The sequence below is a fragment of the Rhizobium redzepovicii genome, from assembly GCF_019793435.1.
GTDB lineage: Bacteria > Pseudomonadota > Alphaproteobacteria > Rhizobiales > Rhizobiaceae > Rhizobium > Rhizobium redzepovicii.
The window spans coordinates 311,293-326,561 of sequence record NZ_JAILYH010000005.1 but is presented as its reverse complement, the minus strand read 5'-3'; the positions used below and the strand labels follow the sequence as shown (position 1 = coordinate 326,561).

Below are 15,269 nucleotides of genomic sequence, written 5' to 3'. Positions count from 1 at the left end.
ATATGGCGGAGCGGTACCAGCCACGCATTCTGACGATCCCGGCGGGCCACTCCTTCCTGAAAACGCTGGCGACGAGGCTTTGCGACGGCCGGCTGACGCCGCTGTTCCGGCATGAGGCCGATGATCCGCTGTCGCTTTCCAGGGTAACGATCTACCTGCCGACGCGGCGCGCCGTGCGTGTGCTGCGCTCGGAATTCGTCGATCTGCTCGGCGGCCGCTCGGCGATCCTGCCTGTTATTCGTCCCCTCGGCGAAACCGACGACGACAGCGGCTATTTCGACGAGGCGCTGCCGGCAACGATCGATCTCGCCCAGCCGCTGTCGAATACGGCCCGCCTGCTGGAGCTTGCGCGCCTCATTCTCGCCTGGCGCAACAAACTGCCGGAGATCGTCCGCCACATTCATTCGGACTCGCCGCTCGTTGCGCCGGCAAGCCCGGCGGATGCGATCTGGCTCGCCCGCAACCTCGCGGAACTGATCGATTCCATCGAAACCGAAGACCTCGACTGGTCGGAGCTGTCGAAACTCGACACCGGCGATTATGCCGCCTGGTGGCAGCTGACGGCGGAATTCCTGCAGATCGCCAGCGCCTTCTGGCCGGAGCGGCTTTCCGAGCTCGAAAAATCCTCACCGGCGCGACACCGAAACGCCATTCTCCGGGCCGAAGCAAAAAGGCTTTCGGCGACGAAGCCCGCTGGACCGATCATCATTGCCGGTTCGACGGGCTCCGTTCCTGCCACCGCCGATCTGATCGCCGCCGTCGCCAATATGCCCGAAGGCGTGATCGTGCTTCCGGGCCTTGATCTTTCCATGCCTGAAAGGCACTGGCAGATGGTGGCGCCGGAGCTTTCCCCGGGCCAGCATGCTAATCCCGCAAGCCGCAGCCACCCGCAATATGGCCTGTCATCGCTGCTCAAGCGACTGAAGCTCACGCGCGCCGACGTCAGGCTCCTCGACAGGCCGGAAGCCGATCTTGACCGGCGCGCCGAAATCCTGTCCCGGGCACTCGTACCGGCGGAGGCGACCAGCGATTGGGGCACTTGGAAGAGCGAGCTGCCCGAGGGCGCGTTTTCTTCAGCTTTCGCCGATGTTTCGCTGATCGAAGCCGCGAACGAACGCGAGGAAGCGACGGCGATTGCCATTGCGCTCCGGTTGGCGTTGGAAAGACCGGGGCAGGACGGCGAAAGCCGGGCGGCGCTCATCACGCCGGACCGCAATCTCGCTCGCCGGGTGATGGCCGAGCTTTCCCGCTTCGGCATCCTCGCCGACGATTCGGCCGGCACTCCGCTTGCGGCCACGCCGCAGGGTACGCTTCTGCAATTGCTGCTGGAGGCGGCATTGCGCCCGGGCGATCCGGTGGCGATCGTCTCGCTGCTCAAACATCCGCTGGCCCGCTTCGGCCTTGAACGCGCCACATTGATTTCCGCCACCGAGGCGCTCGAGCTGCTGGCACTGCGCGGCGGCGTGACGGAGGTGGATATCAGCAGACTCGAGCCGCTGCTCACCCATCAGCTTGCCGAACAGGCTGAGGATAGGCACCCGCCGCAATGGCGAAAAGCGCTTACGCCGGACGCCGCCGATGCCGCTTACGACCTTGCCCGCCGGGTCACACAAGCGACCGAGCCGCTGGCTTCGGCCTTGATGCGGCACCGGCCGGAAGATCGCGGCAGGACGGCCAGTTTTACCTTGTCCGAATGGGCGGAGCGCACCGGCCGCTCGCTTGAAGCGGTGGCGGCCGATCCGCATGGCAATCTCGCCGATCTCTGGTCGGGCGAAGCCGGCGATGCGCTTGCCGCCCTGCTCGGTGAAGTGATCGACACCAACGGCCAGATGGAGGCCGGCGGACCGCAATGGATCGACATCATGGCAGCCCTTGCCGCCGGTCATGCGGTGAAGCCGCGGGCGCTCAGCCATCCCCGCCTCTTCATCTTTGGCACGCTGGAAGCCCGCCTGCAGAGCGTCGATACGATGATCCTCGGCGGCCTGAACGAGGGCACCTGGCCGGGGCAGACCGCCAACAATCCCTTCATTCCGCGCATGATGAAGACGGAGATCGGCCTTGAGCCGCCCGAACGGCGCATCGGTCAACTGGCGCATGACTTCGAGATGGCGAACGGCACGCGCCATCTGATCTATTCGCGCGCGCTACGCCAGGGCTCGACGCCAACGGTCGCCTCGCGCTGGCTGCAGCGGCTGCTGGCGCTTGCCGGAGAGGCCTTCGAAGCGGAATTGAAGGGACGCGGCAACCGCTTCCTCCAATGGGCCGGCCTGATCGACCGGGGCGAGCCCCAGGCCCCGGCGCAGCGGCCTTCGCCGAAACCGCCGCTGACGCTGCAGCCGACATCCTACTCTTTCAGCGAAGTCGGACGGCTGCGCCGGGACCCTTATGCCATCTATGCCCGCCGCATTCTGCGGCTCGACCCCGTCGATGCGTTCAACCGCGATCCGGGAGCGGCCGAACGCGGCACGCTCTACCACACGATCATCGACCGGTTCATTCGCGAAGGACATGTCGCCGGCACGCCGGATGCGGCAGCGGCGATGGAGCGCATTCTTTCCGAGCTCTTCGACATGGAGCAGCTGCCGCCGCATATCGATGCGGTGTGGCGGCCGCGATTTCGCGCCGTGGCCGGCGCCTTCCTCGACTGGGAGGCCGGACGGCGGCCCGGCATCCGCAAGACGCTGACGGAGGTGCGGGGCGGCGTCGAACTGGAAGCGATCAATATCCGGCTCAACGGTGTTGCCGACCGGATCGACGTCACCGGACCGCAGGCCGCCGATATCATCGACTACAAGACAGGCTACAATCCCTCGCCGACACAGGCACGGGTGCTTCTCGATCCGCAGCTAGCGCTCGAAGCGGCGGCCCTGAGCGCCGGTGCCTTCCGCGATGCCGGCAGTCTCGTGCCGCAGGACCTGCTTTATGTCCGCCTGCGGCCGGGACGCCGTTTTCAGGTCGACACCGTCAACAACGAAAGTTCGGCGCGCAGCGACAAGGCGAAATCGGCGATGGATCTCGCCGAAGAATCGATCGATCAGCTGGTCAAGTTCGTGAGCTTGCTGCAGTCCGGCGAGAAAGGCTTTACCTCGCGGCTGATCCCGGCACAGCAATTCGATTTCGGCGGCGATTATGATCACCTCGCCCGCGTTTCCGAATGGTCGACGGCAGAAACCGAAGAAGGCGGCGGTGATGAGTGACGTGACCGCGCTTCCCAATGACGATGATCCGGGCGCCTGGATCGGCTGGACGACGATCCAGCAGGCGATCGCCTCCGATCCCGAGCGCTCGGCATGGGTCTCGGCAAATGCCGGCTCCGGCAAGACGCATGTGCTGACCCAGCGCGTCATCCGGCTTTTGCTTGCCGGTGCGCGGCCTTCCGCCATTTTATGCCTCACCTATACCAAGGCTGCCGCTTCCGAAATGTCGAACCGCGTCTTCGAACGGCTGGCGGACTGGGTGGTGCTTGACGATGAAGACCTTAGCCGGCGGATTACCCAGATCGAGGGGACCGCTCCCGACGGAATAAAGCTTGCCGAGGCCCGCCGGCTGTTTGCGAAGGCGCTGGAGACACCGGGTGGACTGAAGATCCAGACCATCCATGCTTTTTGCGAGGCGCTGCTGCATCAGTTCCCGCTGGAGGCCAATGTCGCCGGGCATTTCTCGGTTCTCGACGATCGCGCGGCGGAAGCGCTGCTGTCCGATGCGCGCCGAGCACTGCTGACGGCGACCGCGCCGGAGGGAGACAGCGCCCTTGCCGAGGCATTCGCCTATGTGCTCGATCTCGGCGACGAATCCGGCCTGGAAAATCTGCTCGGCGACATCGTCGCCAACCGCAACGCCATCCGTCGTTTCACGGCAACGGCCGAACGGCGGGGCGGCATCGAGGTGGTTTTGCGCGAAAGACTTGGTCTTGCCCCCGATGACACGGAGAGCCGGATCGCGGCGCAATATTGGCCGTTGCCGGAGCTTTCCGGCGGTATGCTGGAGCTTTATCTGTCGCTTGCCGATCAGAGGGGCGGCGCGAAGGCACAGGAAGTTGCCTATGGTCTCAGGCTTGCCGGGCGGGAACGTGACGACGCAAAACGCGCCGAGTTTCTCGAGAAAATCTTTCTGACGGTGAAGGGCGAGCCGAAGGCGGATTCGCAATTCACGGTCAAGGCGATGCTTGCCGAAGCGCCGCAGCTGGCGGGCGCCATTGCTGCTGCCCGCGCCCATGTCGCTGCAAGCCGCGACCGGCTGAAACTGATACGGATGCATGGCGCGACGCATGCCGCGCTGGTGCTGGCAGAGCGGCTCAATCACGACTATGAGGAGCTGAAGAAGCAGCGCAGCCAACTCGATTTCGAGGATCTGATCACCCGCACCGCCGACCTGCTGACGAAAAGCGGCGTCGGTCCCTGGATCCATTACAAGCTCGATCGCGGCATCGATCATATCCTCGTCGACGAAGCGCAGGATACCAGCCCGATCCAGTGGAGCGTCATCCAGTCGCTCGCCGAGGATTTCTTCTCCGGCGAAAGCGCCCGTCCGATCGTGCGCACGCTCTTTGCCGTCGGCGACGAGAAACAGTCGATCTATTCCTTTCAAGGCGCGCGGCCTGAGCGTTTTTCCGAGGAAAGCGACCGGACGCGACGGCGCGTCTCCGACAGCGGGCAAAACTTTTCCTCTGTGCGGCTGCCGCTTTCCTTCCGCTCGACCGCGGATGTGCTCGAAGCCGTCGACCACATATTCAGGGAACCCGACAATTCGCGCGGCCTCAGCGCGCTCGGCGAACCGGTCGTGCATCGCTCCAGCCGCATCGGACATCCCGGCGCCGTGGATCTTTGGGAAATGGTCGCGCCCGAGGCGGTGGTCAAGGAAGAGGACTGGACGGCGCCCTTCGACGCAACGCCGGAAAGCGCGCCGGCCGCAATCCTGGCACGACGGATCGCCCATTCGATCGGCACGCTTGTCGGCCGCGAGACGATTGTCGACAAAGGCAAAGAGCGCCTGATCGAAGCCGGCGACATCCTGGTGCTGGTGCGCAAGCGCGACGCCTTCGTCAATGCCTTGACACGCGCCTTGAAACGCCGCGGCGACATTCCGGTCGCCGGCGCTGACAGGCTGGTGCTGACCAGCCATATCGCCGTGCAGGATCTGCTGGCGCTCGGTCGTTTCCTGCTGCTGCCGGAGGACGATCTTTCGCTCGCCGCCGTGCTCAAGAGCCCGCTTTTCGATCTTTCCGAGGACGACATCTTTGCTATCGCCGCGCTACGCGGTGACAATGAGAGCGTCTGGCACCATCTCAAACGCTTCGCCGCCGACGGCACCGAGCGTTTCCGCGCGGCCGTGGAGAGGCTGGAGCTGTTCCTTCGCCAATCCAGAAGCCTGTCGGTTCATGATTTCTATGCGCGTGTGCTGGGCAGCCATGGCGGGCGGCGGCAATTCCTTGCCAGGCTCGGCACCGAGGTCAGCGATATCCTCGACGAATTCCTGACTTTCACCATCGACCATGAGAGCTCCGGCCTTCCCGGGCTGCAATCCTTCATCTCGACGCTGGAGCTCGAAGCCCCGGTGGTCAAGCGCGAGCAGGACAAGGGGCGCAACGAGGTGCGGATCATGACCGTGCATGCCTCCAAGGGTCTCGAGGCACCTATCGTCTTCCTGGTCGACGGCGGTTCGAAGGCCTTCACCCATACCCATCTGCCGAAACTTCGCCTGATCGAGACCGATGCCGACGAACCGCCGATGCCCGTCTGGGTTCCCGTCTCCGATCTCGCCAATTCGCTGACCCAGAACGACGCCGTCCGTATCCAGATGCTGGCGGAGGAAGAGTACCGCCGATTGCTCTACGTCGCCATGACGCGTGCCGCCGACCGGCTGGTCGTCTGCGGCTATCGCGGCGTGCGTCTCAACAACGACACCTGGCATATGATGATTTCGACGGCACTGCGCGACGACCATCCGCATGTCGAGGCGACGACATTCTCCAGTCCCGATGGCCAATGGCCGGGTATCGAATGGCGTGTGCCGCGGGTGGAGCGAAGCTTCGAGCGCATCGACCGCAGCCAGGAGCGCAACAGCGAGGAGAGCCTGCCGGACGGCCTGTTGCGGCCATTGCCGCCGCAGGCCGAGCTGCCCCGGCCGCTCAGCCCCTCCGGCGCCGGTACGATCATCGACGAAGACGAGGGCGGTTTGCTCGTCGTTTCGCCACTGTTCGGCGAGAAGGAGCGCAGCGATCGGTCTCTGGAGAAGGGTCGGCTGATCCATCGCATGCTGCAGGCGCTTCCCGAAATCCCGCCTGCTGAACGAGCTGATGCCGCAGGCCGCTATGCCGAACGGGCGGCGCGGTTCTGGCCGGAAGCCGAACGGCGCAAGCTGGTCGATTCGGTTCTGAAACTATTGGACGAAGAGGGTTTGCAGGCCGTCCTCGGTGACGAGGCACAGCCCGAGGTCTCGATCATGGGAACATTGACTCTTGAGGACAGGCGCTATGCCGTCTCCGGCCGCATCGACCGGCTCGCCGTCTTTGCCGATCGTGTCGTCATCCTCGATTACAAGACCAATCGGGTGCCGCCGGCGACGGAGGCGGCTATTCCCTTCGCGCACCGGGCGCAGCTGGCGATCTATCGCGAGATCCTGGCGCCGCTCTATCCCGGCAAGCCAATCGAGTGCATGCTTGTCTACACCGAGAACGCCTCGCTTTATACGCTGAGCGAAAAGGCGCTCGGTTTGGCGCTTGCAGCGGTCAAGACAAAGTGAAATACCGGACATTGAAAATTCGGCACCGCACCATCACATGTGGTTCAACACCCGAGGTAAAGGAGCAGCCCATGGCTACCGTGAAAGTCGATATCAACAATTTCCAGTCGGAAGTTCTGGAATCCGCAGAGCCCGTCGTCGTCGATTTCTGGGCTGAATGGTGCGGCCCGTGCAAGATGATTGCGCCAAGCCTTGAAGAAATCTCCGTCGAGATGGAAGGCAAGGTCAAGGTCGCCAAGCTGAATATCGATGAGAACCCGGAACTCGCCGCACAGTTCGGTGTGCGCTCCATTCCGACCCTGGCAATTTTCAAGGGCGGCGAAGTCGCCGATATTTCTGTCGGCGCCAAAGCGAAGACCGCGCTTTCGAACTGGATTTCCAGCGCCGCCTGATATCGCCCAGTTCACATTAACGAAAAAGCCCGGCTCGACCGGGCTTTTTTCATTTCGTATTCTTCATTTCGCCCATCACTTCGGCGGCGTGCCGTTGTCGCAAAGCACATCGCCGACGAGATAGAGAGAGCCGCCGACGAGGATGCGCGGGGGTAGACCCTCCGGATCGAGGACGGCTTTTATGGCTTCCAGCGCATCGCCGACGGTCGACATCGGTTCGGCAACCAGGCCGGCATCATAGGCGGCGTTCGACAAGATCACCGGGTCGATCATCGCATCGCTGTTGCGGATCGGCACGCAGAAAACCTTCTCGACCAAGCCGGCAAAGGCCTTGAAATAGCCGACCGGGTCCTTGGTGTTGATCATGCCGATAATCAGGAAAAGCGGCCGCGACTGGCGCTCTTCGAAATTGGCCATGGCTTCGGCGATCACTTCGCCGGCACCAGGATTGTGCCCGCCATCGATCCAGATCTCGGCGCCGGCGGGCGCATGCGCCAGCAGCCGGCCTTCGCCCAGGCGCTGCAGCCGGCCCGGCCATTCGACGGAATTCATCGCCTTTTCCATCATCGTCTCGGTGACGGTAAAACCCGCCGCCTTGACGGCGCGAATGGCGGCGGCGGCATTGGCATATTGATGGCGGCCGGGAAGGCGCGGCAGGGGCAGGTCGGCAAGACCGAATTCGTCCTGATAGACGAGCCGGCCATATTCCTCATGCGCCATGAAATCCTGCCCGAAGACGGCGCTCGGGCAATGCAGCCGTTCGGCCGTCGACATCAGCACGTCGAGTGCGGCGTCGTATTCCTGGTGGCCGATGACGACGGGAAGCCCCGGCTTCATGATGCCGGCCTTTTCGGCGGCGATCAATTCGACCCTATCGCCGAGATAGGGCTGGTGATCCAGCGAGATCGGCATGATCACCGAAACCGCCGGATCGGAAATGACATTGGTGGCATCGAACCGGCCGCCGAGACCGACTTCGATGATCGCGGCATCGGCCGGCTGTTCGGAAAATAGGATGAAGGTGACCGCCGTCAGGATTTCGAAGACGGTAATGTGCTGTCCGGCATTGGCATCGGCCACCCGGCGCAGGGCCTCGGCAAAGACGGCGTCATCGACAAGCTGCCCGCGCCCGCCCGCCACACCGATGCGATAACGCTCGTGCCAATTGACGAGATGCGGCGAGGTGTGAACATGAGCGCTGTAGCCGCCGGCTTCGAGCAGAGCGCGGCAGAAGGCGGTGACCGACCCCTTGCCGTTGGTGCCGGCGACATGGATCACCGGCGGCAGTTTTCGGTGCGGATTGCCGAGCACATCGAGAAGACGGGTGATGCGATCGAGAGACAGATCAAAACCCTTGGGATGCAATCCCATGAGCTTGTCGATCTCCTGTGCTGCCTCACTCACCGCGGTTTGGCCTCTGGGTATCAATTCGGCACCCCGCCTGCTTATCGGTTATCAGGCGCTCGCCGCCAGGGCGATCGTACCGCTATTCATGTCATTCGCCGCTGACACCGGCTTCTTCGTCAGAATCTTCAGGACGCGCGCCAGCGTTTCCGGGATATCGTGACGTTTGACGACCATATCGACCATACCATGCTCCAGCAGATATTCGGAGGTCTGGAAGCCTTCGGGCAGTTTTTCGCGCAAGGTCTGCTCGATGACGCGCTTGCCGGCAAAGCCGATTTCGGCGCCCGGCTCAGCCAGATGAATATCGCCGAGCATGGCATAGGAGGCCGTGACGCCGCCTGTGGTCGGATTGGTCAGCACGACGATATAAGGCTGACCGGATTCCTTCAGCAGGTCGACGGCAACCGTCGTGCGCGGCAGCTGCATCAGCGACAGGATGCCTTCCTGCATGCGCGCGCCGCCGGAGGCGGGGAACATCACCAGCGGGCACTTTTCAGACGTCGCACGCTCGAAAGCCTTGACGATGGCCTCGCCGGCAGCCATGCCGAGCGAACCGCCGATAAAGTTGAATTCGTGCACGACCGCCACGAGCTTCAGTCCCTGCACCTTCCCGAGCCCGGCGAGGATGGTATCCTCCTGTTCGGTCTTCAGGCGGCTGTCGCGCAGGCGATCGCTATATTTCTTCGAATCGCGGAACTTCAGCGGGTCCTGGGCGACCTTCGGCTGCGGCAGCGATTCATATTCGCCATTGTCGAACAGATCGGCCAAGCGGGCCTTGGCCGGCATCTTCATGTGATAGCCGGAGGCCGGAATGACCCATTTGTTGCCTTCCAGATCCTTGTGGAAGACCATCTCGCCGGTTTCCGGGCACTTGATCCAGAGGTTCTCCGGCACTTCGCGACGGCCCAGCATGGAATTGATCCGCGGGCGAACGTAGTTGGTGATCCAGTTCAACTCGAGTACTCCTGATTGACTAAAGCCCGTCACGATCTTTCAGATCGCTTGCCACGCTTTCGGTCTTTGTGTTCCCGCATGTCGTTGCCGCCAAACCGCTGTGCGACATGCTTTGACGCCAATGTGGGAAAACTATTCGGCAGCAACAAGGCGCGCCGAACGTGTTCCCGTGGAAAGGCCGCGCACCAGCGTGGCAACAGCCTGAACCGTGTCCGCCGTTGCCTTGCCGTCACTCGTCAGGCTGGTCGCGACCTGATTGACGATGGCGGTGCCGACGACGACGCCATCGGCCAAACCGCCGATGACCTTAGCATGTTCCGCCGTCTTGACGCCGAAGCCGACGCAGACGGGCAGTTGGGTGTGCTGCTTGATGCGTTCGACCGCGCCCGAAACCAGCGATGGATCCGGCAGCGCCGAACCGGTGATGCCGTTCATCGAGACGTAGTAGACGAAGCCGGAGGTATTCTTCAAAACCTTCGGCAGGCGCTTCTCATCCGTCGTCGGCGTCGCCAGGCGGATGAAATTGATGCCTTTGCGGATCGCCGGGATGCAGAGTTCGTCGTCCATTTCAGGCGGCAGATCGACGACGATCAGGCCGTCAATGCCGGCAGCAATCGCATCGTCGAGGAATTTCTCGACGCCGTAAATATAGATCGGATTGTAGTAGCCCATCATCACGATCGGCGTGGCGTCGTTGGTCTTGCGGAAATCGGCCGCCAGCTGCAGCGTCTTCTTCAGCGTCTGGCCGCCTTTCAGCGCACGCTGACCGGCGAGCTGGATCGCCGGGCCGTCGGCCATCGGATCGGAAAAGGGCATGCCGAGCTCGATTATGTCGGAGCCCGCCTCCGGCAGCGCCTTCATGATGCCGAGAGAGGTATCGTAGTCAGGATCGCCGCCCATGAAATAGGTCACAAGCGCCGGACGGCCCTCGGCCTTCAGCTCGGCAAAGCGTTTGTCCATGCGTGCGGTCATGTCTTACAGTCCCATTCCCAGAATCTTGCCGACGGTGAAGATATCCTTGTCGCCGCGGCCGGAGAGGTTCATCAGGATGATCTCGTCCTTGCCCATCGTCGGTGCGCGCTTGATCACCTCGGCAATCGCATGCGCGGCCTCGAGCGCCGGGATAATGCCTTCGAGGCGGGTCAGGGTCTGGAAGGCCTCGAGCGCTTCGTGATCCATGATCGGTACATAATCGACGCGGCCGATATCGCTGAGCCAGGAATGTTCGGGGCCGATGCCGGGATAATCAAGACCGGCCGAAATCGAATGGCCTTCCTTGATCTGGCCGTCGCCATCCTGCAGCAGATAGGTGCGGTTGCCGTGCAGCACACCCGGCGAACCGGCGGTGATCGACGCGCAATGTTCGTCGCCCTGCAGGCCCTTGCCGCCGGCTTCGACGCCGACGATCTTCACTGTCGGATCATCGAGGAAAGGATGGAAAATGCCGATCGCGTTCGAACCGCCGCCGACGGCAGCGATGACGAGATCCGGCAGGCGGCCTTCGGCTGCCAGCATCTGCTCTTTCGCTTCGGTGCCGATCACCGACTGAAAATCGCGGACCATCTCCGGATAGGGATGCGGACCCGCCGCCGTTCCGATCAGGTAGTAGGTATCCTCGACATTGGTGACCCAGTCGCGGAGCGCCTCGTTCATCGCATCTTTCAGCGTGCCGCTGCCGGCCGTCACCGGCTTCACTTCCGCGCCGAGCAGCTTCATGCGGAAAACATTCGGCGCCTGACGCTCGACGTCGGTGGCGCCCATATAGACCACGCAGGGCAGGCCGAAGCGGGCGGCAACGGTGGCGGAGGCAACTCCATGCTGGCCGGCGCCGGTTTCGGCGATGATCCGGGTCTTGCCCATGCGCTTGGCAAGCAGGATCTGGCCGATGCAGTTGTTGATCTTGTGCGAGCCGGTGTGGTTCAGCTCCTCACGCTTGAAATAGATCTTCGCGCCGCCGAGTTCGGCCGTAAGCCGCTCGGCGAAATAGAGCGGGCTCGGGCGGCCGATATAATGGGCGCTGAGATGCTTCAATTCGGCCTGGAATGCCGGATCGTTCTTCGCCCTGTCCCATTCGTCCTGCAGATCGAGGATCAGCGGCATCAACGTTTCGGCAACGAAACGACCGCCATAGATGCCGAAGCGGCCGTCTTCATCAGGCCCGGAACGGAAGGAATTCGGTTTAGGCGTCTCGTTCACTCTCAACTCCCTGAGGCCATGACAGGCGCATCCGCCTCGTCGACCGCATCGAAAAATTCATCGATCATTGCGACGTTCTTCACGCCAGGCGCAGTTTCGACGCCCGAGGAGACGTCGATACCACGTGCCTTGGTATTCGCCAGCGCATCAGCGACATTGTTCTTGTTCAGACCGCCTGACAGCATGTAGTCGATGCTGCCGTCGAGCCAGCTCAGAAGGCTCCAGTCGAAGGAAATGCCGTTACCACCCGGCAATTCGGAACCCTTCGGCGCTTTTGCATCGAAGAGGAAACGATCGGCGATGCCGATATAGGCCTCGACGCGTTTCAGATCGTCGGCGGTGCGCACCGAAAATACCTTCATGACCGGCAGACCGTAGAGCGCCTTTATGGTCAGCACATGTTCGGGGCTCTCATTGCCGTGGAGCTGCAGGATATCCGGCTTCAACAGCGAGACGATCTCGTCCAGTTCGTCATTGCTGGGATCGACGACGACGGCGACGATCTTCGCTTTGCCACGCGCGGGCTCGGCAAGTTTTGCCGCCAAGTCCGGCTCGATATAACGTGGGCTCTTTTCGAAGAAAATAAAACCGATATGGGTCGCGCCGCGCGTCAGCGCGCGATCGACAGCATCAGGCGTCGTCAAGCCGCAGATCTTGATATCCGGTCTCATGGCAGCGAAGTGACACGAAACGCGGCAAGAGTCGAGCCAATTTGCATGGAAAGCTGTATTTAGAGCGGCCTTCGGCAAAAGCGCTTAGCGATCTTTCAGGTTCGCTCCTCGCGCTTTAGCCCTTTGTTTTTACGCATGTCGTTTGCGGCAAAAGCGCTCAGCGCTTGCCTGGCAAAACCGCTGCACACTTTTGCGCGACATGCTCTAATCGAAATCAATGGCGTGCAGCTGGCTGCCATGCCGCTTCAGCCAGGATTTCGCTTCGTCCATCCCGGGGCAAAGCTTCCGGCAGAGCGCCCAGAAGTGCGGGCCGTGGTTCATTTCCTTGAGATGGGCGACCTCATGGGCGGCGAGATAATCGATCACCGAGGGCGGCGCCATAACGATGCGCCAGGAAAAGCTCAAATTTCCCTCCGACGAGCACGAGCCCCAACGGCTGCGCGTGTCCTTCATCGAGATCGAGCGGATCGGCGCCCGGATCGTTCCGGCATGCATCGTCGCGAGCTTCACCAGCTCTGCGCGCGCCTCCTTCTTGAGAAAGGCCGCGATGCGCCGTCCGATATGTTCCTCCATGCCGCTGACGCGCAGCACCGGTCTGCCGTCTATCGAAACCGCCTCCGTCAGCCCGCGCAAGCTGCCGGTATGCTGGATGCGATGGGAAACGCCGCGAAAAAGAATTTCGCCGCCGTCGCGAAGGCCGGCATCGGTCGAAAACTTGGCAAGTTTGGTCAGCAGCCAACCCTGGTGCCGATCGAGAAAGGCATTGACCTCGCGCGCCGCAAGACCCTTCGGCACTGTCATCTTCAAGGCCCGGCCGCCCGGCTCGATGCGCAAGGTGATGCGGGTCGCCCGGTCATGCTGCTTGATGGTCAACGGCATCAGCCGGCCGGCCACCTCAAGCGTCCGCGTTTCGGGCGGCGCCGGTTTCCGCGCTTTCGGCCTTGTCTTCAGAAGCGAGAACATGGGTGTTTTCTATCCGATTCGCCGAGGGAGCGGACATAGAAAAACCGGCATCGGAAGATGCCGGTCATCAATTCAGCGCTCAGGCCTTCAAGGCGTCTGGTATTCGGCGACCGGGCCATTGTCGTCACGCTTGGCGTTCTTGCGGTCACGCATGAAGCGATCGAACTCTTCCTGGTCCTTGGCGCGGCGAAGTTCGCGCATGTAGGCGTCGAATTCCTCGCGCATTTCATCGAGCTTGCGGCGCTCTTCCTCGATCCGGTCGATCTCGGCCTTGCGCCAGTCGTCGAAGGCGACGTTGCCGGTCGAGAAATGCGGGCGGTGACGGCCGTTCGAGCGGCGGCAGGAGGCAAAGAAGCCATCGGTCGCCTGGTTGACGTCACGCTTGAAGCCGCGCAGACGGTCGCCGAAGATGATGTAGGCAAGCATGGCAAGACCCAGAGGCCAGAAAACCATGAAGCCGAGAATCATCAGGGCAATGGTAGCCGGAGTCCAATCCGGTCGAAGCAATGCTGACTGGTTCATCGTGCGGGTATCCCTCGCTTTCCACGTCCGGCAGGATACCGAACGCTGAAATCGATGTGGTTACCGCAATAACCACCTTCAAGACGATTGCCCGTGAAATCGGACAAGGCCTTGAATCCATTTTGCTAATTCAGCCATGCCTGATTTAGGCTGTCCGCCCGCCCTTGATGACACGCGGAACCGGAGGCTTCACGGCAGAACGGGAATGCTGGCGGACGAAATCGAGGATACGCGGCGCGATCTCGCGGCGGAACCGCGAGCCGTTGAAAACACCATAATGGCCGACATCCGGCTGCAGGTAATGCATGCGCATATCTTCGGGAATGTTGACGCAGATGGTCTGCGCCGCCTTGGTCTGGCCGACCCCCGATATATCGTCATTCTCACCTTCGACGGTCAGAAGCGCCACTTTGCGGATCGCTGCCGGATCGACGCGTTTGCCGCGATGCATCAATTCGCCCTTCGGCAGGGAATGCTTGATGAAGACCTCCTCGACCGTCTGCAGGTAGAATTCGGCGGTCAGATCCATGACGGCGAGATATTCGTCGTAGAAATCGCGATGCTTTTCCGGTTCGCCGTCGTTCTTCACGAGATGCATGAAGAATTCCTTGTGCGCGACGAGGTGTCGGTCGAGATTCATCGACATGAATCCCGAAAGCTGCAGGAATCCCGGATAGACCGGGCGCATGAAGCCCGGTTGCGGCCAGGGCACGTTCATGATGACATTGTCGGAGAACCACTGAAGCGACCGCTCCTGGGCGAGCTTGTTGACCGCCGTCGGGTTGATGCGCGTATCGATCGGGCCGCCCATCAGCGTCATCGACGCCGGCGACAGCGGATCATTGGCTTCCTCCATCACCGCAGCCGCAGCCAGCACCGGAACGGAAGGCTGACAAACGGCGATGACATGTGTGTCGTGACCGAGGAAATGCAGCATCTCGATGACGTAATCGACATAGTCGTCGAAATCGAAGGTGCCTTCCGTCATCGGCACCATGCGGGCGTCGATCCAGTCGGTGATGTAGACATCGGCACTCGGCAGCAGCGCCTCCACTGTGCCGCGCAGCAGCGTCGCATAATGGCCGGACATCGGCGCAACAATCAGAATGCGCGGATCGTTGCCGCGGGCGGCTGGAACATTGCGTGCGAAATGCAGGAGATTGCAGAAGGGCCGCGACCAGACGATCTCTTCGCGGACGGAAACCATCCGATCGCCGATCGTCGTTTGCTTCAGTCCGAATTCCGGCTTGCCGTAACGGCGCGTCGTGCGTTCGAACATTTCGAGGCTTGCCGCCATCGTCCGGCCGAGCGGCGTATGGGAAAACGGGTTCAGCGGATTGGCATAGGCAAATCGCATGATATCGGCCGCGGCGCGAAACGGCGCCATGGCGGCATGGTTCAATTCATAAAGCTGATAAAACAA

Annotated in this window: 11 protein-coding genes; 3 read left to right on the top strand and 8 right to left on the bottom strand. The window is 62.1% G+C overall.

What is annotated here, in order from left to right; genetic code table 11:
* The first annotated feature begins 2 nt into the window (after positions 1–2).
* From addB to trxA, 3 genes are all read left to right on the top strand, one after another.
* Complete coding sequence (addB, locus tag K6N12_RS10505; RefSeq protein ID WP_222135131.1) at positions 3–3,197, top strand: double-strand break repair protein AddB; 3,195 nt, start codon at positions 3–5, stop codon at positions 3,195–3,197.
* Positions 3,190–6,741, top strand: coding sequence for a double-strand break repair helicase AddA (gene addA, locus K6N12_RS10500; protein ID WP_097625113.1), 3,552 nt, complete (start codon positions 3,190–3,192; stop codon positions 6,739–6,741). Before addB ends, addA begins: the two co-directional genes overlap by 8 nt.
* 71 nt (positions 6,742–6,812) lie before the next feature.
* Positions 6,813–7,133, top strand: a complete 321-nt coding sequence (trxA, locus tag K6N12_RS10495; RefSeq protein ID WP_003589503.1) for a thioredoxin — start codon at positions 6,813–6,815, stop codon at positions 7,131–7,133.
* A gap of 75 nt (positions 7,134–7,208) precedes the next feature.
* Here the strand turns inward: trxA and K6N12_RS10490 are convergent, their stop codons facing one another.
* The 8 genes from K6N12_RS10490 to K6N12_RS10455 all read right to left on the bottom strand — a co-directional run bounded on the left by K6N12_RS10490 (position 7,209) and on the right by K6N12_RS10455 (position 15,269).
* A complete protein-coding gene (locus K6N12_RS10490) occupies positions 7,209–8,561 on the bottom strand; it encodes a bifunctional folylpolyglutamate synthase/dihydrofolate synthase (RefSeq protein WP_179867096.1) in 1,353 nt (450 codons plus the stop codon).
* Positions 8,562–8,588: 27 nt separating this feature from the next.
* On the bottom strand, positions 8,589–9,494 hold the full coding sequence (accD, locus tag K6N12_RS10485) for an acetyl-CoA carboxylase, carboxyltransferase subunit beta (protein ID WP_097625111.1): 906 nt from the start codon (positions 9,492–9,494) through the stop codon (positions 8,589–8,591).
* Positions 9,495–9,626: 132 nt separating this feature from the next.
* Positions 9,627–10,466, bottom strand: coding sequence for a tryptophan synthase subunit alpha (gene trpA / locus K6N12_RS10480; protein WP_097625110.1), 840 nt, complete (start codon positions 10,464–10,466; stop codon positions 9,627–9,629).
* Positions 10,467–10,469: 3 nt separating this feature from the next.
* On the bottom strand, positions 10,470–11,690 hold the full coding sequence (trpB, locus tag K6N12_RS10475) for a tryptophan synthase subunit beta (protein WP_097625109.1): 1,221 nt from the start codon (positions 11,688–11,690) through the stop codon (positions 10,470–10,472).
* A gap of 2 nt (positions 11,691–11,692) precedes the next feature.
* Positions 11,693–12,361, bottom strand: coding sequence for a phosphoribosylanthranilate isomerase (locus K6N12_RS10470; RefSeq protein ID WP_097625108.1), 669 nt, complete (start codon positions 12,359–12,361; stop codon positions 11,693–11,695).
* Positions 12,362–12,565: 204 nt separating this feature from the next.
* Positions 12,566–13,324 carry a M48 family metallopeptidase gene (locus tag K6N12_RS10465; protein WP_097625107.1) on the bottom strand — a complete coding sequence of 253 codons (759 nt, stop codon included), beginning with the start codon at positions 13,322–13,324 and terminating at the stop codon, positions 12,566–12,568.
* Positions 13,325–13,411: 87 nt separating this feature from the next.
* Positions 13,412–13,846: a DUF2852 domain-containing protein gene (locus K6N12_RS10460; RefSeq protein WP_003571403.1), complete on the bottom strand. Its 435-nt coding sequence runs from the start codon at positions 13,844–13,846 to the stop codon at positions 13,412–13,414.
* 145 nt (positions 13,847–13,991) lie between these two features.
* Positions 13,992–15,269, bottom strand: coding sequence for a polyhydroxyalkanoate depolymerase (locus K6N12_RS10455; protein WP_097625106.1), 1,278 nt, complete (start codon positions 15,267–15,269; stop codon positions 13,992–13,994).

Excerpts from the sequence above, each read along its gene's own strand:
- K6N12_RS10465 (WP_097625107.1), bottom strand. The coding sequence starts at position 13,324 with ATGTTCTCGCTTCTGAAGACAAGGCCGAAAGCGCGGAAACCGGCGCCG.
- addA (WP_097625113.1), top strand. The coding sequence starts at position 3,190 with ATGAGTGACGTGACCGCGCTTCCCAATGACGATGATCCGGGCGCCTGG.
- addB (WP_222135131.1), top strand. The coding sequence starts at position 3 with ATGGCGGAGCGGTACCAGCCACGCATTCTGACGATCCCGGCGGGCCAC.
- K6N12_RS10470 (WP_097625108.1), bottom strand. The coding sequence starts at position 12,361 with ATGAGACCGGATATCAAGATCTGCGGCTTGACGACGCCTGATGCTGTC.
- trxA (WP_003589503.1), top strand. The coding sequence starts at position 6,813 with ATGGCTACCGTGAAAGTCGATATCAACAATTTCCAGTCGGAAGTTCTG.
- K6N12_RS10460 (WP_003571403.1), bottom strand. The coding sequence starts at position 13,846 with ATGAACCAGTCAGCATTGCTTCGACCGGATTGGACTCCGGCTACCATT.
- trpA (WP_097625110.1), bottom strand. The coding sequence starts at position 10,466 with ATGACCGCACGCATGGACAAACGCTTTGCCGAGCTGAAGGCCGAGGGC.